Annotated in this window: 22 protein-coding genes and 2 pseudogenes; 13 read left to right on the top strand and 11 right to left on the bottom strand. The window is 65.6% G+C overall.

The annotated features are described in order from the left end of the window. Positions 1 to 14: 14 nt before the first annotated feature. The gene (gene pgm / locus CXY74_RS04165) at positions 15 to 1,631 is read left to right on the top strand and encodes a phosphoglucomutase (alpha-D-glucose-1,6-bisphosphate-dependent) (RefSeq protein ID WP_104199251.1); all 1,617 of its coding nucleotides are present in this window, start codon (positions 15 to 17) and stop codon (positions 1,629 to 1,631) included. Here pgm and CXY74_RS04160 read toward each other — a convergent pair. Then, a complete protein-coding gene (locus tag CXY74_RS04160; RefSeq protein WP_104199250.1) occupies positions 1,628 to 2,338 on the bottom strand; it encodes an amidase domain-containing protein in 711 nt (236 codons plus the stop codon). The genes pgm and CXY74_RS04160 overlap by 4 nt on opposite strands. Before the next feature lie 39 nt (positions 2,339 to 2,377). Further along, positions 2,378 to 2,515: a hypothetical protein gene (locus CXY74_RS17495; protein ID WP_158251779.1), complete on the bottom strand. Its 138-nt coding sequence runs from the start codon at positions 2,513 to 2,515 to the stop codon at positions 2,378 to 2,380. Positions 2,516 to 2,708: 193 nt separating this feature from the next. Between CXY74_RS17495 and CXY74_RS04155 the strand changes: the two genes are divergently transcribed. After that, on the top strand, positions 2,709 to 4,124 hold the full coding sequence (locus tag CXY74_RS04155; RefSeq protein ID WP_104199249.1) for a GH1 family beta-glucosidase: 1,416 nt from the start codon (positions 2,709 to 2,711) through the stop codon (positions 4,122 to 4,124). Positions 4,125 to 4,365: 241 nt separating this feature from the next. On the opposite strand, the gene CXY74_RS04150 is transcribed toward CXY74_RS04155, so the two are convergent. Continuing rightward, entirely contained in the window at positions 4,366 to 5,262 is an 897-nt protein-coding gene (locus CXY74_RS04150) for a site-specific DNA-methyltransferase (protein ID WP_104199248.1), read from the bottom strand. A 49-nt stretch (positions 5,263 to 5,311) separates the two neighbouring features. Between CXY74_RS04150 and CXY74_RS04145 the strand changes: the two genes are divergently transcribed. After that, complete coding sequence (locus tag CXY74_RS04145) at positions 5,312 to 5,650, top strand: GNAT family N-acetyltransferase (protein WP_104195505.1); 339 nt, start codon at positions 5,312 to 5,314, stop codon at positions 5,648 to 5,650. Between the two features lie 49 nt (positions 5,651 to 5,699). On the opposite strand, the gene CXY74_RS04140 is transcribed toward CXY74_RS04145, so the two are convergent. Then, entirely contained in the window at positions 5,700 to 6,752 is a 1,053-nt protein-coding gene (locus CXY74_RS04140) for a biotin/lipoate A/B protein ligase family protein (protein WP_104199247.1), read from the bottom strand. Positions 6,753 to 6,756: 4 nt separating this feature from the next. Then, a complete protein-coding gene (locus CXY74_RS04135; RefSeq protein ID WP_233193207.1) occupies positions 6,757 to 7,605 on the bottom strand; it encodes an alpha/beta fold hydrolase in 849 nt (282 codons plus the stop codon). Positions 7,606 to 7,686: 81 nt separating this feature from the next. Between CXY74_RS04135 and CXY74_RS04130 the strand changes: the two genes are divergently transcribed. Together CXY74_RS04130 and CXY74_RS04125 are read left to right on the top strand one after the other, a co-directional pair. Continuing rightward, on the top strand, positions 7,687 to 8,187 hold the full coding sequence (locus CXY74_RS04130) for a MarR family winged helix-turn-helix transcriptional regulator (RefSeq protein WP_104199245.1): 501 nt from the start codon (positions 7,687 to 7,689) through the stop codon (positions 8,185 to 8,187). Then, positions 8,184 to 9,608, top strand: coding sequence for an MFS transporter (locus CXY74_RS04125; protein ID WP_104199244.1), 1,425 nt, complete (start codon positions 8,184 to 8,186; stop codon positions 9,606 to 9,608). The genes CXY74_RS04130 and CXY74_RS04125 overlap by 4 nt, the downstream gene beginning before the upstream one ends. A 31-nt stretch (positions 9,609 to 9,639) precedes the next feature. Here the strand turns inward: CXY74_RS04125 and CXY74_RS04120 are convergent. After that, positions 9,640 to 10,365, bottom strand: a pseudogene (locus CXY74_RS04120) (oligopeptide:H+ symporter); the annotation flags it as partial. Between the two features lie 47 nt (positions 10,366 to 10,412). Here CXY74_RS04120 and CXY74_RS04115 point away from each other — a divergent pair. Beyond that, positions 10,413 to 11,333, top strand: coding sequence for a 2-hydroxyacid dehydrogenase (locus tag CXY74_RS04115; protein WP_104199243.1), 921 nt, complete (start codon positions 10,413 to 10,415; stop codon positions 11,331 to 11,333). A 17-nt stretch (positions 11,334 to 11,350) separates the two neighbouring features. Here CXY74_RS04115 and CXY74_RS04110 read toward each other — a convergent pair whose 3' ends face one another. Beyond that, positions 11,351 to 12,655 carry a sugar ABC transporter substrate-binding protein gene (locus tag CXY74_RS04110; RefSeq protein ID WP_233193206.1) on the bottom strand — a complete coding sequence of 435 codons (1,305 nt, stop codon included), beginning with the start codon at positions 12,653 to 12,655 and terminating at the stop codon, positions 11,351 to 11,353. Between the two features lie 385 nt (positions 12,656 to 13,040). On the opposite strand from CXY74_RS04110, the gene CXY74_RS04100 reads away from it, so the two are divergent. Then, a complete protein-coding gene (locus tag CXY74_RS04100; RefSeq protein ID WP_104199241.1) occupies positions 13,041 to 13,757 on the top strand; it encodes a FadR/GntR family transcriptional regulator in 717 nt (238 codons plus the stop codon). 12 nt (positions 13,758 to 13,769) lie between these two features. Beyond that, complete coding sequence (locus CXY74_RS04095; RefSeq protein ID WP_104199240.1) at positions 13,770 to 15,149, top strand: alpha-hydroxy acid oxidase; 1,380 nt, start codon at positions 13,770 to 13,772, stop codon at positions 15,147 to 15,149. A 104-nt stretch (positions 15,150 to 15,253) separates the two neighbouring features. On the opposite strand, the gene CXY74_RS04090 is transcribed toward CXY74_RS04095, so the two are convergent. Together CXY74_RS04090 and rocD are read right to left on the bottom strand one after the other, a co-directional pair. Next, on the bottom strand, positions 15,254 to 16,216 hold the full coding sequence (locus tag CXY74_RS04090) for an alpha/beta fold hydrolase (protein ID WP_104199239.1): 963 nt from the start codon (positions 16,214 to 16,216) through the stop codon (positions 15,254 to 15,256). A gap of 112 nt (positions 16,217 to 16,328) precedes the next feature. Further along, a complete protein-coding gene (gene rocD, locus CXY74_RS04085) occupies positions 16,329 to 17,594 on the bottom strand; it encodes an ornithine--oxo-acid transaminase (RefSeq protein ID WP_104199238.1) in 1,266 nt (421 codons plus the stop codon). Positions 17,595 to 17,622: 28 nt separating this feature from the next. On the opposite strand from rocD, the pseudogene CXY74_RS18360 reads away from it, so the two are divergent. Then, a pseudogene (locus CXY74_RS18360) lies at positions 17,623 to 17,685 on the top strand (pentapeptide repeat-containing protein); the annotation flags it as partial. Between the two features lie 15 nt (positions 17,686 to 17,700). Here the strand turns inward: CXY74_RS18360 and ddaH are convergent. Beyond that, positions 17,701 to 18,555: a dimethylargininase gene (gene ddaH / locus CXY74_RS04075; protein WP_104199237.1), complete on the bottom strand. Its 855-nt coding sequence runs from the start codon at positions 18,553 to 18,555 to the stop codon at positions 17,701 to 17,703. 224 nt (positions 18,556 to 18,779) lie between these two features. Between ddaH and CXY74_RS04070 the strand changes: the two genes are divergently transcribed. After that, positions 18,780 to 19,217 (top strand): Lrp/AsnC family transcriptional regulator, encoded by a 438-nt coding sequence (locus tag CXY74_RS04070; protein WP_092106650.1) that lies wholly within the window; start codon positions 18,780 to 18,782, stop codon positions 19,215 to 19,217. A 7-nt stretch (positions 19,218 to 19,224) separates the two neighbouring features. On the opposite strand, the gene CXY74_RS04065 is transcribed toward CXY74_RS04070, so the two are convergent. Beyond that, a complete protein-coding gene (locus tag CXY74_RS04065) occupies positions 19,225 to 19,992 on the bottom strand; it encodes an ABC transporter permease (protein WP_104199236.1) in 768 nt (255 codons plus the stop codon). Between the two features lie 171 nt (positions 19,993 to 20,163). Between CXY74_RS04065 and CXY74_RS04060 the strand changes: the two genes are divergently transcribed. The 3 genes from CXY74_RS04060 (at position 20,164) to CXY74_RS04050 (ending at position 22,015) form a co-directional block, all read left to right on the top strand. Next, positions 20,164 to 20,541 (top strand): GntR family transcriptional regulator, encoded by a 378-nt coding sequence (locus CXY74_RS04060; RefSeq protein ID WP_104199235.1) that lies wholly within the window; start codon positions 20,164 to 20,166, stop codon positions 20,539 to 20,541. A 68-nt stretch (positions 20,542 to 20,609) separates the two neighbouring features. Then, positions 20,610 to 21,656: a hypothetical protein gene (locus CXY74_RS04055; RefSeq protein ID WP_104199234.1), complete on the top strand. Its 1,047-nt coding sequence runs from the start codon at positions 20,610 to 20,612 to the stop codon at positions 21,654 to 21,656. Beyond that, entirely contained in the window at positions 21,653 to 22,015 is a 363-nt protein-coding gene (locus tag CXY74_RS04050) for a GntR family transcriptional regulator (protein WP_370446119.1), read from the top strand. The genes CXY74_RS04055 and CXY74_RS04050 overlap by 4 nt, the downstream gene beginning before the upstream one ends. Positions 22,016 to 22,051: the final 36 nt, after the last annotated feature.

Genomic DNA, 22,051 nt, shown 5'->3' with positions numbered 1-22,051 from the left:
GCCAGACTGTGCTCATGAGCCAACGAGCAGGAACCCGCGCCCAGGAATCTGATTTGATCGACGTTGATGGGCTGGTCAAGGCCTATTACGACCTGAAACCGGATGTCACGGTGCCGGCCCAACGGGTCGTCTTCGGCACCTCCGGGCACCGCGGCAGTTCACTGAACACCGCCTTCAACGAGGATCACATCAGTGCCACGACGCAGGCGATCGTGGAATATCGCGCCGGTCAGGGCATCACCGGCCCGCTGTTCATCGGCACCGACCCGCACGCCCTGAGCGGTCCGGCGTACACGACCGCCCTCGAGGTGCTCGTCGCCAACGGCGTGCGCGTGCTCGTAGACGAGTTCGACGACTACGTGCCCACCCCGTCCCTGTCGCACGCGATTTTGGCCTACAACCGCGCCGAGCACGGCGACCTGGCCGACGGCATCGTCGTCACCCCGAGCCACAACCCACCGATGGATGGCGGCTTCAAGTACAACCCGCCACACGGCGGTCCGGCCGACAGCGATGCCACCTCGTGGATCGCTAACCGGGCCAACGAACTCATCGCTCATGGTCTCGATGGCGTACTGATGAGCGAACCCAGCGCCCTGGAAACCTACGACTTTCGCGGCAACTACGTGAACGACCTCGAGAACATCATCGACATGCAGGCCATCCGCACCAGCGGAATCCGCATCGGGGCCGACCCGCTCGGCGGCGCAAGCGTGGGCTACTGGGGCGCCATCCGTGACCGTTATGAGATCGACTTGGTCGTAGTCAACCCGAAAGTCGACCCGACCTGGCGCTTCATGACCCTGGATTGGGATGAGAAGATCCGGATGGATCCCTCGAGTGCGTCAGTGATGGCATCCGTTGTCGCCCACAAGGATGAGTACGACATTCTCACCGGCAACGACGCTGACGCCGACCGGCACGGCATCGTGACGCCCGACGGCGGCCTGATGAACCCGAACCACTTTCTGGCCGTCGCCATCGACTACCTGTACAGCCACCGCGAAGGCTGGAGGCCCGACGCTGCGGTGGGTAAGACCCTCGTCTCGTCGACGATGATCGACCGGGTGACCGGCTTTCTCGGCCGCGACCTGTGGGAGGTGCCCGTTGGTTTCAAATGGTTCGTGCCCGGCCTCATCGACGGTTCCGTCGCTTTCGGCGGTGAAGAGAGCGCCGGAGCGAGTTTCGTGCGCTTTGACGGCACCGTCTGGACCACCGACAAGGACGGTATTCTGCTCGCCCTGCTCGCCTCCGAGATTCTCGCGGTGACCGGCAAGACCCCGAGCCAGCGCTACGCGGAACTGACCGAGCACTTCGGCGCGCCCTCGTATGCCCGAGTGGATGCCGCCGCCACGCCCGCGCAGAAGGCCGCCCTGGCCAAACTCGACGGCTCGATGATCACGGCCACCGAGCTCGCCGGCGAGAAGATCACCGGCGCGTTCAGCGTCGCCCCGGGCAACGGCGCTGCCATCGGCGGCGTCAAGGTAACGACCGAGAACGCCTGGTTCGCGGCCCGGCCCAGCGGCACCGAAGACGTCTACAAAATCTACGCCGAGTCCTTCCTCGGCCCGGAGCACCTGGCCCTGGTGCAGGCCGAGGCCAAAGCCATAGTCGACGACGCGATCGCCTAGGGAACGCTCCAGTAGTACGCAGTGCCGCCCGGGTGATCCACCGTGATCGCCGTGTCGACCGAACGATAGTCGGAATCCAAGGTGTGCCCGGCAAAGAAGATCGAGACGGTGTCGCCGGCTTTCTCGACCTTGGTGACGATCCCGGTGTGGTCACGGTCGCCGGTGTTGTCCCAGTCGAATTGCGCGATGTCGCCGACCTTGACCTGGTCGCGCTGCTGATCGGTCAGGGCTACGGCCTTGCCGGTCGCCGCGATGTACTTCATGAAGGCGGTCGAGCTGCGCCAGGCCGCTGAAGCGTCATAGGCGTTGCCGTTCTTCGGACTCGACCAGACAGCGTCCATGGTCCAGCCGCGGGCGATCATGGCCTGGCTGGCGAAGTTGACGCAGTCATTCTCACCGAGCACTCCCCACTCTGCGGAGTTGTAGTTTTCGAGCTTCCAGTGCGCGAGAAGGTAGTCCAGCTGGGCCGTTACGGCGGCGCCCCCAGCCGGTGTTGCCGCGACCGGCGCCGCGATAGCAGACTCGGTGGGGGTGGGACGAGCCGGTTGCTCCGTTGTGACGGGAGTGGCGGCATCCGCGGTCTGAGCGGTCTTTGCAGAGTCGGCGGAACCCTCGAGGGCCTGCACGACGAGCGCGGTCGCGCCGACGGCGAGCACGGCTCCGACGGCCGACGTGAGGCCGAGTAGCTGCCACCGGGTCAGCTGCATGGTGTACTCACTTCGATTTTTCTGGGAACGGTGGACGGCCTAAGCATTGAAGGCGGCACTCAGATAGAGCCCGATCGCCGCGAGGGCGACGAGCACTCCGACGATGATGACGCCGATCAAAAACCGGCGGCGGAGACGCCGCTGGTCGGCCTCCGTGGGTTCGTTGTTCTGCAGCATGATTCGAGCTTAGCCGCGACGATTATCAGAGTTCTGGATGCCACGTGCACAACTGCGGAGATATGCGGTAAAAATTCCGGTTCCACCCGAGCGCAGGCCCGTTTCGACCGGATGTCCGCACTGAGGCACGCGGGCTTGGCAGGCAAGGTCCACAACGTTGGCTGGATGCCGCACGGCAGGATAGCGTGACGTCATGTCGCAGATCGCACCCACACCGTTCCCCTGGCCGCACGGATTTCTCTGGGGGTCGGCGACGGCCGCCGCGCAGATCGAGGGCGCCGGCCATGCCGGCGGCAAGGAAGACTCAATCTGGGACGCGTTCGCGCAGGTTCCGGGCGCCATCGCGGGCGGCGACGACTTGGAGACCGCCGTGGATCATTACCACCGAATGCCCGCCGACGTGGCGCTCATGGCCTCACTCGGCCTCGACTCCTACCGTTTTTCCACCAGCTGGGCGCGGGTGCGTCCGGGCGACCGCGCCGTGAACCCGGAAGGGCTCGACTTCTATTCCCGGCTCGTCGACGAACTGCTCGGCGCGGGTATTCTGCCCTGGCTCACCCTGTATCACTGGGACCTGCCGCAGGCACTGGAGGAGAAGGGTGGCTGGGCCAACCGCGACACCGCCTACCGTTTTGTCGACTATGCAACGGATGTCTACTCCGCGCTCGGCGATCGAGTCACCCACTGGACTACCTTCAACGAACCGTTCTGCTCCTCGCTGCTCGGCTACGGATCGGGCGTGCACGCGCCGGGCCGCCAGGACGGGCGGGCGGCGATCGCTGCCGTGCACCACCAGCACCTCGCGCACGGGCTCGCGGTCAATGCGCTGCGCTCAGCGGGCGCCCAGAACCTGGGGATCACGCTCAACCTCACCAACGCCGTGCCGCGCGATGCCACCGACGCGGTCGACATCGAAGCGGCCCGGCGGCTCGACTCGCTGGCCAACCGCATCTTTCTCGACCCGCTGCTGCATGGTGCCTACCCCGAGGACACCCTGCGCGACCTCGAGCCGTTCGGCCTGGCCGAGATCATCCACTCGGACGACCTCGAGATCATCGCCGCCCCGCTCGATTTTCTCGGCGTCAACCATTATCACGACGACCTCGTGAGCGGGCACGCGGATGCCTCGGCGAACGACTCGCACGCCGGCGGCGCCGCCCGTTCGGTCGGGTCGCCGTGGATCGGGTCGGAGTACATCAGCTTTCCCAGCCGCGGACTGCCGCGCACCGCGATGGACTGGGAGGTCAACCCCGACGGACTGCGTCTGTTGCTCGGGCGGCTCGGCAAAGAATATGACCGGCTCCCGCCGCTCTATGTCACCGAGAACGGCGCCGCCTACGACGACGTGGTGAGCGCCGATGGCGCCGTGCACGACGCCGAGCGCACGGAGTACATCGTGGCGCACGTCAACAAGGTGGGTGAGGCCATCGCGGCCGGCGCCGACGTGCGCGGATACTTCGTCTGGTCGCTGCTCGACAACTTCGAGTGGTCCTATGGCTACGAGAAGCGCTTCGGCATCGTGCGCGTCGACTACGACACCCTTGAGCGCACGGTGAAAGACAGCGGAAGCATGTTCGCGGCGCACATACGAGCGGCGCACGCGGGCTGAGCGGCGGCAGGCGAGCGGATGCCGCCCGTTGGCGGCATCCGCTTCTGGCGGCACTCGTCAGCGGTGGCGGCACTCGTCAGCGGTGGCGGCACTCGTCAGCGATCGCGGCACTCGTCAGCGATCGCGGCACTCGTCAGCGATCGGGGCACTCTGAGGTAGGGGTGCCAGCGTCTCTAACGAGTGCCGCGAGCGCTGCCGTTGTACGTTGCACCCTGCCGGGGCTCGGTGAGACTGCGAAATCTCAGTGTTTCTCGGCGGTTGTCTCAAGAAATTGAACGCCGGAAACCGGCGCGAACCGGGCGCGCATCACGCTGAACGCCTCCGGGTTCTGGTCGATGAGCACGAAGCGTCGGTCGAGCGCGGCGGCGACCGTGCCGGTGGTGCCGCTGCCGGCGAAGAAGTCGAGCACCCAATCCCCCTCACGGCTGGACGCCTGGATGATGCGACGCAGAATTCCGATCGGTTTCTGCGTGGGGTAGCCGGTTTTCTCCTTGCCGGTGGGAGAGACGATCGTATGCCACCAAACATCCGTCGGCAGTTTTCCCTTGGCCACTTTTTCTGGCGTGACCAAGCCGGGCGCCATGTACGGCTCCCGGTCGACGGTCGTCGAGTCGAAGTAATACCGGGCCGGATTTTTCACGTAGACCAAAATCGTGTCGTGCTTGGTGGGCCACTTGTTCTTGGATTTCGCACCGTAGTCGTAAGCCCAGATGAGTTCGTTGAGAAAGCATTCCCGGCCGAACAGGGCGTCGAGCAGCACCTTGGCATAGTGCGCTTCGCGGTAGTCGAGGTGCAGATAGAGCGTGCCGTCGTCGGCGAGCAGGCGCCAAGCCTCGATCAGGCGCGGTTCCAGAAAGGCCCAATAATCTTCGAACTGATCGTCATAGCCCAGCAGGTCACCCTTGATGCGCTCGTAACGCTGGCCCTTGAACCCCGTGATCGTGCCGACCGCGTGCGAGCCGTCGGCAGAGACCGACCGTATGGAGGTGGTGCTCTGCCGTTTCTGCGAGCGACCGGTGTTGAACGGCGGGTCGAGGTAGATCAGGGTGAAGGCGCCATCGGGCAGGCCCGGCAGCACGTCGAGGTTGTTGGCGTGAATGACACGGCTCGGGCTGGTCGGTGTCCACGCGTTTGGCATATACCCATTCTTTCAGCCTGCGCGCCGCTCATCGGCTTAGTCTGTCGGGATGACTGCTGAATCGACGACCATCCACTCGCAGAATCTGGCCGACGCCGGGACTGTGGAAGTACGCCACGACCCGGGGCAGAGCCGCTACACGGTGTGGCTCGACGACGAGGCCGTGGGACGGGCCGACTACACCACGACGTCAACGGCCGTGCACTTCACCCACACCGAGGTCGATCCGGCCCAACGCACGCACGGGCTCGCCAGCATTCTGGTCGAGCAGGCGCTGGGCGACGTGCGCGTTCGCACCACGCGAGCCGTCGTGCCGGACTGCTCGTACGTGGCGCACTGGATAGACACTCACGTTGACTACCAAGACCTGCTGACGCGCGGGCGGTAGTGGCGAGTGGATGCTGGCGGGCGCACCGCGAGCATCCGTTCGTCGCGGTTCACGGAACCCGGGCCAACCAGGCCTCTGTGCTGAATTTGTTCGCGACGAGCTCCGTGGCCTTGGCGTATTCCTCGGCGGTGACGTCACCCTCGCTGGCGCCGTACAGACCGGTGAAGGTTTCTTTCATACGGTCGATGATCGCAGCGCGGGTGAGACCGGTCTGACTGCGTAGCGGGTCGACGCGTTTGGCGGCGCTCGTGATGCCCTTATCGCTGAGCTTTTCGCGGCCGATGCGCAGCACCTGCACCATTTTTTCACCGTCCATGTCATAACTCATGGTGACGTGGTGCAGCACGGCTCCGCTTCCCAGGCGCTTCTGGGCCGCTCCGCCGATCTTGCCCCCGGGACTCGTGATGTCGTTGAGCGGCTCGTAGTGCGCGTCGATGCCGAGGGATTTGAGAGCGGCGATGACCCACTCGTCGAGAAAAGCGTAGGAGTCGGCGAAGCTCATGCCCTGCACAAGGTCGGTCGGCGCGTAGATGGAATACGTGATGACCGAGCCGGCTTCCATGAACATGGCGCCGCCGCCGCTGATGCGCCGCACCACGGTGAAGCCATACTTGGCGGCATTCTCGGGGTCGACCTCGTTCTTGAGCGACTGAAAACTGCCGATCACGACGGCCGGTTCGTTCCACTCCCAGATACGGAGTGTGGGCTGTCGGCGTCCCTCCGCAACCTCGGTCGCGAGCACCTCGTCGAGGGCCATCTGCAGCACGGGCGCGACGGGCTGCAGCGAGTGGATGATCTGCCAGTCGTAGTCCCGCCAGGTGCTCGCCTGGGCCAGCGAACGGCGAATCGCCACGGCCACGGCCTCCGGAGAGAATCCGAGCAGAATAGCACCGCTGGGGAGCGCACCACGCACCGTAGCGGCGATCGTGGCCGTCGCACTGCCGACGGGGAGGCCGCTCACCGCGGAATTGATGTCTTCGAGGGCATCGTCAGGCTCCAGAAAGAAGTCTCCGGCCAGACGAAAGTTGGTTATGACGTCATCGACGACATCGAGATCAACGACGACCAGTTTGCCGCCCGGAACCTTATATTCACCATGCATACAATCAGCCTACGGCGGTCAGGTGCTCGTCGAGCCAGTCCACGAGGTCGCCGATGACTTCGTCGCGGTTAATCTCGTTGAAAACTTCGTGCCGAGCACCCGGGTACACGATCAGGCGCACGTCCCGCAGCCCGGAACGCCGAACGTAGGAGGTCACCAGCTTGAGCGCACTGCGTTCCCCGCCGACGGTATCATCACCGCCGACGAGCACGAGCAGCGGCAGGCCACCGGGCAGGCCACGCGCCGGGCGACCAAACAAGCGCGCGGCCTCGCGAATGCCGAACAGCTTGGCGAGCGGCGTCGCCGTGGTGAGCGGGTCGGCCACGAAGGCTGCGGCGACGGCCGGGTCACGGCTAAGCCACTCGACCCCGGTAGTGCCAAGTGCCTTGTGCCTGCGGTTCAGGTCGCCGCCATCGAGGTAACCGGGCCAGCGGTAGGCGGTTCCGGAGAGCACGATGGCATCGTACGCGGCCGCGTGCTCGTTGACGATCATCTGCACCATGAACGATCCCCAACTGTGCCCGAGCAACACGAGGGGCAGGGCCGGATGCTCTGAGCGGATGATTCCACTCAGCTGGTAGACGCCGGCTACTGCCGAGCGCAGCCCGCCGGCGCCGAGCCGACCCAGCCTGGTGTGATCGCCGCCGTGCTGGGCGAGTCCGGTCTGGCCGTGGCCGACGTGGTCATCGGCGTAGACCGTGTAACCGGCCCGATTGAGGTCGGCGGCGAGCGCCGCGTAGCGCTGGGCGTGTTCGCCGACACCGTGGGCGAGCTGAATCACGGCTCGGGGGGCAGGGACCGGCCAGACGTAGTAGGTGATAACCAGGCCGGAGGCATGCGTATATGTAGGCACGGGGCTAGTCTGCTCTCTTGTGCGGGGCATGCTCGAAGTAATAATGTCCTTAGCAAGGCTAATTTGCTATGCTAATGATATATGGAATCGCGAATACACCCGAAAATCCTAGCCCTCGGCGTCGTCACAGCACAGCCATTGGCCGGCCCTGACCAGGCAGCGAACAACACCTCGGAGATCAGCCACGAATTTCGACTGGCCAATGGGCGCCTAGCTCGCCGTCTGCGGCAGGAAAAAGCCGAAAACGAGTTGGGCAGCGGCCAGTTCTCGGCACTCGGCGTGCTGTACGTGCACGGCCCGCTGACGCTCACCGAGCTCAGCGAATTCGAACGGGTCACCCCGCCATCGATGACCCGTACGGTCAAATGCCTCGTCGATGCCGGCCTCGTGACCCGCACGAATTCCACGCTCGATGGCCGCAAGATCGTGCTGACCACAACGGATGCCGCGCGCGAGATCATGACCGAAACTCGCAAGCGGCGAGATGCCTGGCTGGCGCAGCGAGTTGCTCGGCTCAGTCCCGAACAGCACCGCGTTCTCGCCGCCGCGACACTGATAATGAAGGAGCTCGCCGACAGTTGAGTGCCATGTTCCGCTCGCTGAGCGTCGTCAATTACCGCATCTGGTTCGCCGGAGCTTTGGTGTCGAACATCGGCACCTGGATGCAGCGCACCGCCCAGGACTGGATCGTACTGACCGAGCTCACCAACTACAACGCGACCGCGGTCGGCATCACCATGGCTTTGCAACTCGGCCCGATGCTGCTGCTCATGCCCTGGTCCGGGCTGATCGCCGACCGGTTCAACCGGCGCAAGCTGCTCATTCTCACCCAGACCCTGATGGGGTTGCTGGCCCTCGGCCTGGGCATCCTGACCGTGCTCGAAGTGGCCGAGCTCTGGCACGTCTACCTCTTTGCCTTCGGCCTCGGCATCGTCGCCGCGATCGACGCGCCGGCCCGCCAAACTTTCGTCTCCGAACTCGTCGCTGAAGACCAACTGTCCAATGCCGTCGCACTCAATTCCGCTTCATTCCACGGTGCACGCTTGATCGGTCCGGCTGCCGCCGGACTGCTCACGGTTGCCGTCGGTGCCGGCTGGGTGTTCATGATCAACGCGGTTACCTTCGCCGGGACCGTCTTCGCGATGACCCTGCTGCGCACGCACCAGCTGCGTCGCCAACCGACGATCTCCCGCGAGCGTGGGCAGCTCCTGGCTGGCTTTCGCTATGTGCGCGGTCGTTCCGATATCGTTGTCGTCATGATCGCGGTCTTTCTGATCGGCACGTTTGGCCTGAACTTCGCCATCTTCACCTCGACCATGGCCACGATCGAGTTCGGCCGGGGGGCTGCGGAATTTGGCCTGCTCAGTTCGATCATGGCCATCGGCGCCGTCATTGGCGCTCTGCTCTCTGCCCGACGGAGCCGCGCCCGGCTGCGCCTCATCGTGCTCGGCGCCGCTCTGTTCGGCATTGCGTGCGCACTGTCGGCGATCATGCCGACATATGCCACTTTCGCCATATCTCTCGCGCTGGTCGGCCTAGCTTCACTCACCCTGATGACGACCGCGAACGCGTACGTGCAGACCACGACGCGGCCCGAGATGCGCGGCCGGGTAATGGCGCTCTACATGGCCATTTTCGTCGGCGGTACTCCCCTCGGCGCACCACTCGTCGGTCGGGTAGCGGATGCCTTCGGCCCGCGTTGGGCGCTCGGCCTCGCAGCGATGTCCGGCCTGTTGGCGGCGGCCGTCATATTGTTCTGGATGGTGCGCTATCGCCGGTTGCGGGTGCAGCTGCATCCGTTCTCGTCACCACGGGTGCGCGTGCGGCATTCCGGCGACGAGCGCGAGGTGCCTGCGGCCAAGCGCGAGGACGCCAGGCCGACGCTGCACGAGGACGCCGCCTTGGACATTGCCCCAGACCTGGATCGTGAGCACGCCGCCGAACGCAACCGCGAAACCGCGACGCGAGAAATCGCCATCGTCGAGGCCACAGTGCCGCGCTAGAGCTGAGCGGGCACCGTCGTCGGGTGACGGCCCCCATGACCGCGGTTCCGACCGCGAACTTCATCGGCGTAGACGGCTGCCTCGAGCCCCACTTGGTCCACACAGCAGCGAAAATGCCGGAAAGCACGATGATGAAGACGGGCTTGATTGACTGCACCCACGACACCGGCATCTCCCAGCCGAACAGAGCCCGGTCAAGCCGCTCGTCGGAATAGATCGTGACGACCGTGAACTGCTGCTGGTACAGCGACCAGAACGCAGCGCTGGCCACGACAAGCGGGATGGAGACATAGACACGTGTGCGTTGTACCGGAGTGATCTGCCGGTTCGTGAGTATCACCGCGACATAAGCGACCGTGGCGATGACGGTCAACCCAATCACGAGCGTGACCAGATTGCCCGCGGTGATCACGCCGGTCAACACGAGCACGACGACGACGAGTATTGCCCCGTAGGCATAGCCGCGTTAACGGGACCGCGGGAGGGGATCCGGCACCAATCGGGCAGTATCCGACAGCTGTTTGCAGCCGAACGAGTATTGGGTCAACCCGATCGCCATGCCCACAGCGGCGAGTCCAAAACCATAGTGAAATCCGATCTTGGTCTGCAACACCCCGGTGAGGATCGGACCGGCAAACGTCGCGCTGGCCTTGAGCCCACCGCTGCCGACAACGACCAGGACGAGGCCGGTTACGAGACCGCTGACCCCCGGCACGACGGCCAGGGCGATGTGACCGAGCATGATGACGATGGCGCTAACACCCGAGAGGTGGGCGACGCGCACGGGCGAAGTAGGCTCATGGAATGAATCCATTGCTGGTCAGCCTGCCCGATTCCCTCCTGCGCAAGGCGGTCGGTGAACTGCCGGCCGGCGTCGAAGTCGTCGAATGGGCACTCGATGGCCCGGCTCCCCGGCCGCGGTTCGACATCGTCGTCACGCCGTATATGGGCGGGACCGAGCGACTCGCGCACCTCGCCGGTGTCGAGACCCGATTAGTGCAGAGCCAGTCCATCGGCTACGACGGTGTCGATCAGGTCCTCCCTGCCGGGCATGTCTTCGCCAATGCTGCGAGCGTGCACGAAGCCTCCACCGCCGAGCTCACCCTCGCCCTCATCCTGGCCTCCCAGCGCGGAATCCCCGATTTTGTGCGCGCCGCCGACGCCGGCGAATGGGCGCCGACCCATCACCCGAGCCTCGCCGACCGCACGGTGTTGCTACTCGGCTACGGCGGTGTCGGTCAGGCCATCGAGAGCCGGCTGCTGGCCTTCGAGACCACGGTCATCCGCGTCGCGCGCACGGCCCGCGACGATGAGCGTGGCGCGATCTACGGCTTCGATTCCCTCTCCGAACTGCTGCCACAGGCCGACATCGTCGTCGTCGGCGTTCCACTGACTGCAGAGACCACTCACCTGGTCGACGACGCGTTCCTGACCCAGATGCGTGACGATAGCCTGCTCGTGAACATTGCCCGCGGCCCGGTCGCCGATACCGCCGCGCTGCTCGCGCACGCGACGAGCGGCCGCCTCAGGCTCGCACTCGACGTGACCGAGCCGGAACCGTTGCCGGCGGGGCATCCGCTCTTCGCCCTGTCGAATGTGCTCATCTCACCACATGTCGGCGGCGCCTCGAGCGCCATGCTGCCGCGCATGGCCCGGCTGGTGCGCGAGCAGATAGAACGGATGCTGCGCGACGAGACCCCGCTCAACGTCGTGTTGACGAGTTAGTCGCTGCGTCACCCTGTTTAGCCGTCGAGGGCCGCGTTCGCACTGGCTTGCGCGGTGCGCAGGGCCTGGTCGACCGGAATACGACCCAGGAACATTTCGGCGAAGGTCGACTCGAACGCGTCGGAGGCCTCGGCCCATCTCGCGCCCTGCGGCGCCTGCACGGTGCCGTTGTCGAGCACTTCGATGAACGCGGTCACGTCGATGCCCCGTTGCTGCCACGACTCGACATAACCGGCCTGCGCTCCGATGACGGCCGGCGATGCCGACCCGTCTTCGCCGATAGCCGCGCTGCCCGCGGTACTGCCGAGCCACTCGAGCAGTTTGCGGGTTTGTCCCGGATGCTTCGAGTCGGCGTTGCCAGCGGCAATGACGCCGTTGGTGACGCTGATCGCGCCGGCCGGACCCGACGGAATCGTCGCGACACCCCATGTGAAGCCGGCGCCATCACTCACGTTGCTGAGGTTGTAGACGCCGCTCTGGAACAGGGCCATCTTGCCCTGCAGAAACTGGTCGAGCGCGAAGTCGCCGTTGAGGTTGGTGTCGGCGGCCGACGGGGCCACATGATATTTGTTCATCAGGTCGATCACGTACTGGAACGACTCCTGCCCCTTGGCCGTGTCGAAGACGAACTCGTCGCCGTCTTGTAGGGCCGCACCGTTCGAGCCGAGGTAGTTGAGGTAGATGGCGTTGAGGTCGTTGGCGGCGTTGTAGCCGTACTGCACGATTTGCGAGGGGTCGAACGCTGGGTTGTCGGCGGTGTTGCCGTTGGCGTCGACGGTGAGCTTTTGCAGCACGGGCAGCAGGGTGTCTTCGCCGGTGGCCGGATCCCAGTGCAGGTCGCCGACGCTGCTCGGGTCGATACCGGCTGCCGCGAGGAGTTCCTCGTTGTAATACAGTCCGATCCCGGGGTCAGCCAGCTGAGGTACGCCCCAGAGCGCACCATCGAGGGTGTACTGGTCGATGACGCTGGTTTGCCAGTTGGCCTGAGCGTCGGAGCCGAGGGCATCCGTTATGTTCGTCAGGCTGCCGTTGACGGCATAGTCGGCGAAGTTGCCGGCGTTCACCCAGAACACATCGTCGGCGGTCTCGCCCGCCACGTCGACGCGTAGTTTGGTGAAGTAGTCGGCCCACGGCACAACGTTGACGGCGACATCGATGCCCGGATTGGCTTTCTCGAACGCCGTGAACGACGTGTCGTAGGATTGCGCGACCTGTTCGTCCCAGACCCGCACGGTCAGCGTCGTGTCGGAGCCGGTTTGCGGAGTCAGCGCCAGCGCAGTGGCCGCACCGCCGATGGCAACAACGGATGCGACGGTGACCATGGCGATAATGGTTGAGCGTTTGGCGATGGTGTCCCCTGTTCTTGTTGGAGGTTACCAGTTGCCGCCCGCTTCCAACACTATTCAGACGCCGCGAGGTGTTCGCCGAAAAACGCTTCGATGCGCTTCCAGGCGTTGGCGGCGGCCACCGGGTCGGGGCCGGCGCCGAGGACGCGCGCCAGCACCGGGCCACGGGCCGTCGCCTGAGGGAATCGCCAGCACGGCTTTCAGGCCGGCGCTGCCACCCGGTCCGTCGGGCAGTTTCAGGTCGATGAGCCCGAGTGCTGCGGTCATGGTCTCCCCCGGGTTGGCTGAAACTGTATCCCGCACACCCCGCAAAGTCGTATAGTTTGTGGTCAGACCACAGAACGTCGACCGAGAGGACCTTATGACCGCGATCAGCCGTCGTGCCTGGCAGGTCGTGCTCGATGCCGTCGAACTCGACCTGCTCGAGGGACGCCTCAGCCCAGGTGATCACCTACCGCCCGAACGCACCCTCGCGGCCGACCTGGGTGTCGGTCGATCGAGCGTGCGAGAAGCACTGCGGGTGCTCGAGGTCTTGGGTCTCATTCGCACCGCCGCCGGCTCCGGGCCCTCGGCCGGCGCGATCATCGTCGCTCGCCCCGGCGGCGGCATGTCGTCGCTCATGCGCCTGCAGGTCGCGGCCCAGGGGTTTCCGGTAGCCGACGTGGTGAAGACCCGTCTCGTGCTGGAAGGTTCCATCGTCGCCGAGCTGGCCGAGGCGTGCCGCACCAGCTCTCCTGATCTGACCAGCTCCGAGCAAATCCTCACCGCCATGGAAGACCATTCCCTCACCGAAGCCGAATTCCTCGCCCTCGACGCCCAGTTTCACCTCTCGCTCGCCGAAGCGAGCGGCAACCTGGTCATCATCGCGACCATGGCCGGCCTCCGCAGCGCCATCGAGGGGTACGCACGGGCGGGCGCGGTGGGTCTGGCGAGCTGGCCGAAAACATCCGCTCGTCTCACGCTCGAGCATCGCGGCATTCTCCGTGCCATCCTGACCGGTCAAGCCGATGCCGGCCGCCTCGCCGTGCAGTCCCACATTTCGGGGTACTACGCCGAGACCCACCTCACCGCACACTAGATAAGGACGACCATGATTCAACGACGCATCCCCAAGATCGCAGACCTCGCCCCGCTGATGAGGTTCAAGACCCCCGAGTTCAACGCGAAGAAGCGCCGCCTCGATGCGGCGCTCACGATCGCCGACCTGCGGGCCATCGCCAGGAAGCGCACGCCGAAGGCTGCGTTCGACTACACCGAGGGTGCAGCCGAAGCCGAGATCTCGCTGGGCCGGGCTCGCCAGGCCTTCGAAGACATCGAGTTTCACCCGTCGATTCTGCGCGACGTATCGAGCGTGTCGACCGGCTGGGACGTGCTCGGTGCCCCGGTTTCTCAGCCCTTTGGCATCGCACCCACCGGCTTCACCCGAATGATGCAGACCGAGGGCGAAATTGCCGGGGCGCATGCCGCGGCCCGTGCCGGCATCCCCTTCGCCCTGTCGACCATGGGCACGACCTCGATCGAAGACGTCAAAGCCGCCAACCCGAACGGGCGCAACTGGTTTCAGCTGTATATGTGGAAGGACCGCGACCGCTCGATGGCGCTCGTCGACCGAGCCGCCACGGCCGGGTACGACACGCTTCTGGTGACCGTTGACGTGCCCGTCGCCGGCGCCCGCCTACGCGATAAGCGCAACGGCTTCTCGATTCCACCAGCGCTCACCCTCGGTACCGTCGTCAATGCGTTGCCGCGCCCGGAGTGGTGGATCAATTTTCTGACCACCGAGCCGCTCTCCTTTGCGAGCCTCGATCGCTGGAGCGGCACCGTCGCCGACCTGCTCGATTCCATGTTCGACCCGACCGTCGACTTTGACGATCTCGCCTGGATCAAGGCGCAGTGGCCCGGCAAGGTCGTCGTCAAGGGTGTGCAGAACATCGACGACGCCAAGCGCCTCGTCGACCTCGGCGTTGATGGCATCATCCTTTCCAACCACGGCGGTCGCCAGCTCGACCGAGCGCCGATCCCGTTCCACTTACTGCCGCGGGTTGCCCGCGAGGTCGGTGCGCACACCGAGGTGCACCTCGACACGGGCATCATGTCGGGGGCCGATATTGTCGCGTCGATCGCCCTCGGCGCCCGCTTCACGATGATCGGCCGCGCCTACCTCTACGGCCTGATGGCCGGCGGTGAAGCCGGGGTGGACCGCACGATTGCGATTCTGTCGGAGCAGGTGGCCCGCACCATGCGTCTGCTCGGTGTGAACGCGCTTGAAGAACTGAACCCCGGCCATGTGACCCAGCTCTCCCGGCTCCAGCCGGTGGCCGCGCCCCTGGTCGATGCCGCCGAGGCGGTTCCGGCGCGCAGAGCTCCCGTGCGCACGGGCGCTCTGCCCAAGCAGACGGTCAGCGCATCCGCTGTCATCACGAGCGCTCCGGTGAAGCGTGCGCCGAAGAAGGCGGCTCCGGCAGAGTAGGCAAGACGGAGTGCGAACGCCAGCAGGCCGGCCTCTCGTGCAGGGAACGAGCGCCGCACGGTTACCTGACGGGCGTGCTCGACCTCCAGGTACTGGCGCACGCGTCAGGCGAGGCGCTCACTGAAGGCCCGCAGGGCGAGAATGTCGTCTTCCCAGGCGCCGCCCTCGTGCCCGTTGTACGGCCAGACCGTGATCTGCTTCGGTCCGGCGTAATTGTTGTAGGCAGCGAACACTGTTGACGGCGGGCAGATCGGGTCCATCAGCGCCGCGGTCATCGTCACCGGCGCGGTGGCGCGCTTGGCAAAGTTGACACCGTCGAAGTAGGCCAGCACGTCGTGTACCTGTGCCGTCTTCAGCCGATTGGTCGCGAGGTACTGGCCGATCTCACGATACGGCGACGCATCGGTGATGACGGATGCCCTCGGAAAGTCACAGAGAAACGGCACGCGCGCAACCACGGCGGCCAGGTCGGGCACGAGCCCAGCCACGGCGAGCGCGATACCGCCGCCCTGACTGGTGCCCACGACACCCACTCGCGCAGAGTCGACAAGCTCGAGGCTGCGGGCCGCCGCAACGGCGCGCACCGCATCGGTGAACAGCCGTCGGTAATAGTAGGTTTCGCGGGAATCGATGCCGCGAGTTAGAAATCCGGGTACCTGCGGTCCGCTGCCGGCATCGTCGCCTGTGTCTGCGGTGATGCCGCTGAATCCTTGACCGCGCAGGTCCATGTCGAAGTGCGCATACCCGGCGGATGCCCACAGCAGGTTCTCGAACGCTTGCCCGCGCCCCCGGCCGTAGCCGTGAAACTGCACGACGGTCGGCAACGGAGCGCCAGTGCCAACAGGAACGCGCAACCAGGCTTTGATCGGCTGCCCGGCAAACCCCGCGAACGTCACGTCGAACACGTCGAGCGTGCTCAGCCCGCAATCGACCCGCGTGGCGATGGCATTGAGCGGATACCGGTCGGCCTCGGCGAGCGTGTCGGCCCAAAACGCGTCGAAATCAACTGGGTCGACTTGACCGCTGCGATAGGCACGGAGTTCGGCTTCGGGCAGGTCGGTGTACATGATTGCCAGCCTAGAGCGCCTGGCCACCGCGCCCCGGCCAACCGCCACACGCCGACACCCCCCTTTCAGCCGCCCCGCGGCGTGGCCGGGCAGCTGAAAGAGGGGTGGAAGCCTACTTCGCGGCGGCGAGGTCGGCGAGCACGAGGCGCAGCTGCTCGACGGCCCAGTCCACGTCCTCCACAGACACCACGATCGGCGGCGCCAGGCGAATGGTCGATCCGTGCGTGTCCTTGGCGAGCAGACCACGACCCAGAAGGGCCTCGCAGACCACCCGGCCCGGGGCCAGCGACGGGTCGATGTCGATACCGGCCCAGAGCCCCACGCCGCGCACGGCGATCACGCCGTGGCCGATCAGCGCGGAAAGCCCCGCGTGCAGGCGCGCACCGAGTTCGGTCGCGCGCTGTTGGTAGTCGCCGGTGGCCAGCAGGTTCACAACGGCCAGGCCGACGGCGGCGGCGAGCGGGTTGCCGCCGAAGGTCGAGCCGTGCTCGCCCGGGTGCAGCACTCCGAGAACGTCGGTGTTGCCGACCACGGCCGAGACGGGAACGATGCCGCCGCCGAGGGCCTTGCCGAGCAGGTACAGGTCGGGCACGACGCCCACGAGGTCGCAGGCAAAGGTCGATCCGGTGCGACCGAGGCCCGACTGAATCTCATCGGCGATGAACAGCACACCCAAGCGTTTGGTGATCTCGCGCACGGCCGGCAGATACGACGCTGGCGGTACGACTATGCCGGCCTCACCCTGAATGGGTTCGAGCAACACGGCCACGGTGTTCTCGTCGATCGCGGCCTCAAGAGCTGCGGCATCGCCGTAGGGCACGGTGCGAAAACCGGGCGTGAACGGGCCAAAATCGGCGCGGGCAGACTCGTCATCGGAGAAACTGATGATGGTGGTGGTGCGGCCGTGAAAGTTGCCGGCGGCCACGATGATGTTGGCGAGGTCGGGCGCGACGCCCTTCACCCGGTAGCCCCAGGCGCGGGCCACCTTGATGCCGGATTCGACCGCTTCAGCGCCGGTATTCATCGGCAGCACCATGTCTTTACCGGCGAGTTTGGCAAGCGCGGTCACGAACGGGCCGAGCTGATCGTTGTAGAAGGCCCGGCTGGTCAGGGTGATGCGGCCCAGCTGAGTGCGGGCGGCGTCGAGCAGCACCGGGTTGGAGTGCCCGAAGTTCACGGCCGAGTATGCGGCCAGGCAGTCCAGGTAGCGGCGACCAGCGACATCCGTCACCCAGGCGCCGTCACCCGAGGCAACGACGACCTCGAGTGGGTGGTAATTGTGCGCGGCGTGCGCGCTCTCCTCTGCAATCAGGGCAGCGGCAGCTGGCGAAACGAATGCGGCGGCTTCAGTCTTCGCGTCGGTCAGGTTCGGGGTCATAGCGTGCTCCTTCAGATTGACGTTCGCAGTGTTGAGAGGCGCAGTGTTGAGAGGCGCAGTGTTGAGAGGCGCAGTGTTGAGAGGCGCAGTGTTGAGAGGCGCAGTGTCATCGGCGCAGCTCGAGCGTGCAGCACTTGACGCCGCCGCCGCCCAGCAGCAGCTCGGACAGGTCGACGCCGATCGGGTTGTAGCCGCGCGCGCGCAGCTGGCGTTCGAAGTCCTTAGCGCGGGCCGCGATGACGACGTTGTAGCCGTCGGAATACGAGTTGAGGCCCAGAATGGCGGCATCTTCTTCAGTGACGATGACCGCGTCGGGGTAACGCTCCTGCAGAATCGCGAGGCTCGGCGCGTCAAAGGCGCTCGGCAGGTAGGCGATGTTGGTGTCGTCGAGCACGGCGACGGCGGTGTCGAGGTGGTAAAAACTCGGATTGACCAGGCGCAGGGTGACGACCGGGCGCCCGGCGATGGCCGAGAGTTCGGCGTGGCTGTTGGAGTCGCTGCGAAAGCCGGTGCCGGCCAGGATGACGTCGCCGACCAACAGAAAGTCGCCCTCGCCCTCATTGGTCTCGACCGGTACGCGCACGTCGAAGCCGTTGGCGGCGAACCAGCCCATGTAGGCGGGGCCCTCGGGCTGGCGCTCGACGTGCGTGAATTTGGCGCCGTAGGCCTGGTTGTCGATGACGAAGCCACCGTTGGCCGCGTAGACCATGTCGGGCAGGCCGTCGATCGGATCGATCAGCTGCACGTCGAAGCCGAGGCCGACATAGGTGTCGTAGAGGGTCTGCCACTGGGCGACGGCGAGCGAGGTGTCGGTGGGCAGGGCCGGGTCCATCCAGGGGTTGATGCGATACACCACGGTAAAGAACTGCGGCTTACACATCAGCACGGAGCGCGTAGTAGCGATACGCACGGGAACGGCCAGGTCTTCGGCAAGGACGGGAATGACTGAGTTGATCGACATGAGGCTCCTTCGGGGATCCGCGGGCCTGTCGACCCTCGGAACTCGGGTGAATGGCGGACCAGGTCGCTCACGTGAGCCCGGCACGAACAGCAGTGATCGTTCCGGGACGCCGCTCTCAGTCTCACACAGCATGATTCGACGTTTCATGCCGATCTGCGCAAGAAATCTTCGAGATCTGCGGCATTGACGCAATTTTGCGTATAATCGCCCCCTAGACTCGCCCCATGGACAACCTCGATCACAGTATTCTCGACCTGCTGCGCCAGAACGCGCGCGCGGGCTATGGTGACATCGGCTCGGTGGTGGGGCTGTCGGCATCCGCTGTGAAACGCCGCGTCGACCGCTTGGTGGCCGACAAGGTGATTCGCAGCTTCACCATCCAGGTCGACCCGGCGGTCGACGGCATGAGCACGGAAGCCTACGTCGAGCTGTTCTGCCGCGGCACGGTGGCCCCCGACGAATTGCTGCGCATCCTCTCGGGGGTGCCCGAGGTTGTCGATGCGGGAACCGTCACCGGTAGCGCCGACGCCATGGTGCACATTCGTGCCCGCGACATTCCCGGCCTGGAGGCGGCACTTGAAAAGGTACGCCTCGCCCCCAACGTCGACCACACCCGCAGCGCGATCGTGCTCTCTCGCCTGATCCACCGCTCAATCGAGTAGCGGGCTTCTACCCGGGCAGCGGCTTGTGCCGCACCGGAGAGATCAGGTGGAGCAGGGTGACCGCGGCGATCGACCCGGCACAGAGGATTCCGGCGAGCACGACGATCTGAAACCGGCCAGCCTCGAGCGGCGAGGCTCCCCCGAAGATCGCTCCGACGAACGCTCCCGGCAGCGTCACCAACCCCGTGGTCTTGGTCTGGTCGGTGGACGGAATGATCGCGAAGTAAACCGCCTGCCTGGCCAGGTCGCGGGTGGACTGCCGTGGCGTGGCCCCGAGTGCAAGCCAGCCCTCAACCTCGTCCCAGTGATCGCCGACCGCCTCCGAGAAGCGGCGCCCGCTGAGCGTCGCGATCGACATGGCGTTGCCGATGATGATCCCGCCGATCGCGAGCACGTAGCGCGGCGAGAACTCGATCGCCCCGGTCGTGAACACGATGGTCAGCGTGACAGCCACGCCGAGCGCCATCGCCGCAGCCACGCGCACCAGATGTGGACGGCTGAAGCCGATGCGGCGCGTGACGGTAACGACGGCCGCTGCGAACATGACGAGCAGTCCGACGCCAACCCAGAGCGGATCGTTGATGATGCCGCTGAGAATGAGGCTGATCGCGGCCAGTTGCAGGGTTCCACGCAGCAGGGCGAGTGCCGGGGCGAACGGATGCTGCGTGCGATAAACACGCAGCACCGTCACGACCACCGCGAGTAGCAGCACGACACCGACCAGGGTCGGCAGCAGCCCGGCCAATTCTGCGGGGAGGTCGGCCGGAAAAGTCATGGTTTGAGCCTACGCGGCCACGCGAGAGCGCAGAGATGGTTGTTTCGCTGATGCTGAGGCAACCCGTTACCCGATTCTGCGAAACATCGCGAGAGAACGTACCGTGGGTATGCTGTTGCAGCTTTCGTTGTAGCGAGGCAAAATTGCTCATGACGTCGAACGGAGGCTCCCATGCCCACATCCTTTATTGCCATCGATTCCCGATCGAGCACGCCGCCGTTTGAGCAGTTGCGCAGTCAGGTCGTTGCGGCTGTGCGCTCCGGCGAATTGGCCCACGACACCCGCCTGCCTACCGTGCGCGCCCTGGCCGCCGAGCTCGGCCTAGCCACGAACACCGTCGCGCGTGCCTATCGCGAGCTGGAGCGGGACAGTGTGATTGAAACGCGGGGCAGATTCGGATCCTTCGTCGCTCCCAATGTTGATTCGGCCGAGCGACACGCGCAGGCTGCTGCCGACGCGTTCGCGGCACGAATCGAGCAGCTCGGCGTGACCCCGGCCGCAGCGCTCGCCCTGGTCACCGACGCCCTGAACCGCCGTTCCGACGCCTGACCAGTGACCTTGCGTCGCGCATTTTGTATCGCTACTCTGGTACAGAATTGACACAAAGGGGAGGTTTTGTGGACACGGTCGTACTGATCCTGGCGTTGCTGGTCTTGGCGGGTCTGAGCATCCGCTTGATTTATAGCGCACGAGCCGACCCACGCAGGCGGATGCTGCAGGCCTACTCCCGGCAGGCCGGGCTCGCGTTGGTTCCTGAGATCGTTCCCGAGCTGTCGGGCCGGGTCTATCGCCGCGAACGCGCAGGGGTGGTCGGGTCGATGGTCGGACTCGTTTCGAGCGTGGCGGCGCTCGTCGTGCCGGACGGCGCTGAGAACCCGGGGAACGGGCTTCTGGTCGTTGTAGCGATGACGGTCGGGTCGACGGTCGCCCTCATCGGTAACGATTCCCGCTCGGCGTTCGCCCCTGTCGCTGAGGCGCCACGGCTAGCGCGCAGTGCCTCTCCCGAGCTGGCCGACTACGTCACCCGGCTGCACCGCGCGTTCTCACTGGGCCTGTTGGGCCTCGCTACCCTGAGCTACATGGTCGTGCTTGGGGTGATCGCGATCAACCCGGATCGGGTGTTCGACGACGTCTCGGTGCGCACGATTCTCTGGCCGGCCGGGCTGCTGCTCGCGCTCGCAACCGCTGCGAGCCTGGTGACCTGGGCGGCGGCGAACGCTCTGCTCGGCCGCGGCCAACCGGCCGGCACGTACATTCAGCTTGCCTGGAGTGATGCTTTTCGCAGCACCACCCTGCGCAGCCTCGTTGAGATTCCCGGGATCATCGCCGCCGCGAGCTCCTGCGTGTTGTTTCTCTCCTTGAGCGAGGCGATCTACCTGCCGGTGTCCGGCTCGATCGACGAGATTCTGGTCGGCTCGTTCACGATCATGGGTCCGGTGCTCATCGTCGTGCTGGTCAGCTGGAGCCTGACGAGCATGCGCAATCGCAGCACGACGCACTTTCTGCGCAGGCTGTGGCCCGAGACGGCCATCGAACTCGACCGTCGCCGCGCGCGCTCCGCCGCCGCCGCCGGTGGTGGTGGTGGTGATCGGCCTAATGATCAGGCCGATGATCAGGCCCGCGATCGGTCCGATCCGGGCAACCGAACACAGGCTTCCGCATGATGCTGCTGGTCGATCCGCGGTCTGCGACACCGCCCTACGAACAGTTACGGGTGCAGGTGCTCGCCGCGGTGCGCTCGGGAGATCTGGCCCCCGGTGACAAGCTGCCAACGGTGCGCAGGCTTGCCGAAGATTTGGGGCTCGCCGCCAACACGGTGGCCCGCGCCTACCGTGAACTCGAGCGTGACGAGGTCATCGAGACGCGGGGCCGGAACGGATCCTTCATCGCTGCGAGCGGAAATGCCGCCCAGCAACAGGTCCAGGTTGCCGCCGCCACATTCGCCGGTAAGGCGCGACAGTTCGGCGTGGAGCCCGAGGAAGCGCTCGCGTTTGCGCGCGCGGCCCTCGGCATCCGTTCATAGCGCGAGGACTCCCCTTCCCGCGCACGGGCGCGCCAA

Source organism: Cryobacterium sp. Y29 (assembly GCF_002929825.1).
Lineage (GTDB): Bacteria > Actinomycetota > Actinomycetes > Actinomycetales > Microbacteriaceae > Cryobacterium.
The sequence above is the reverse complement of the archived record's forward strand: the minus strand, read 5'-3'. Positions and strand labels throughout refer to the sequence as shown.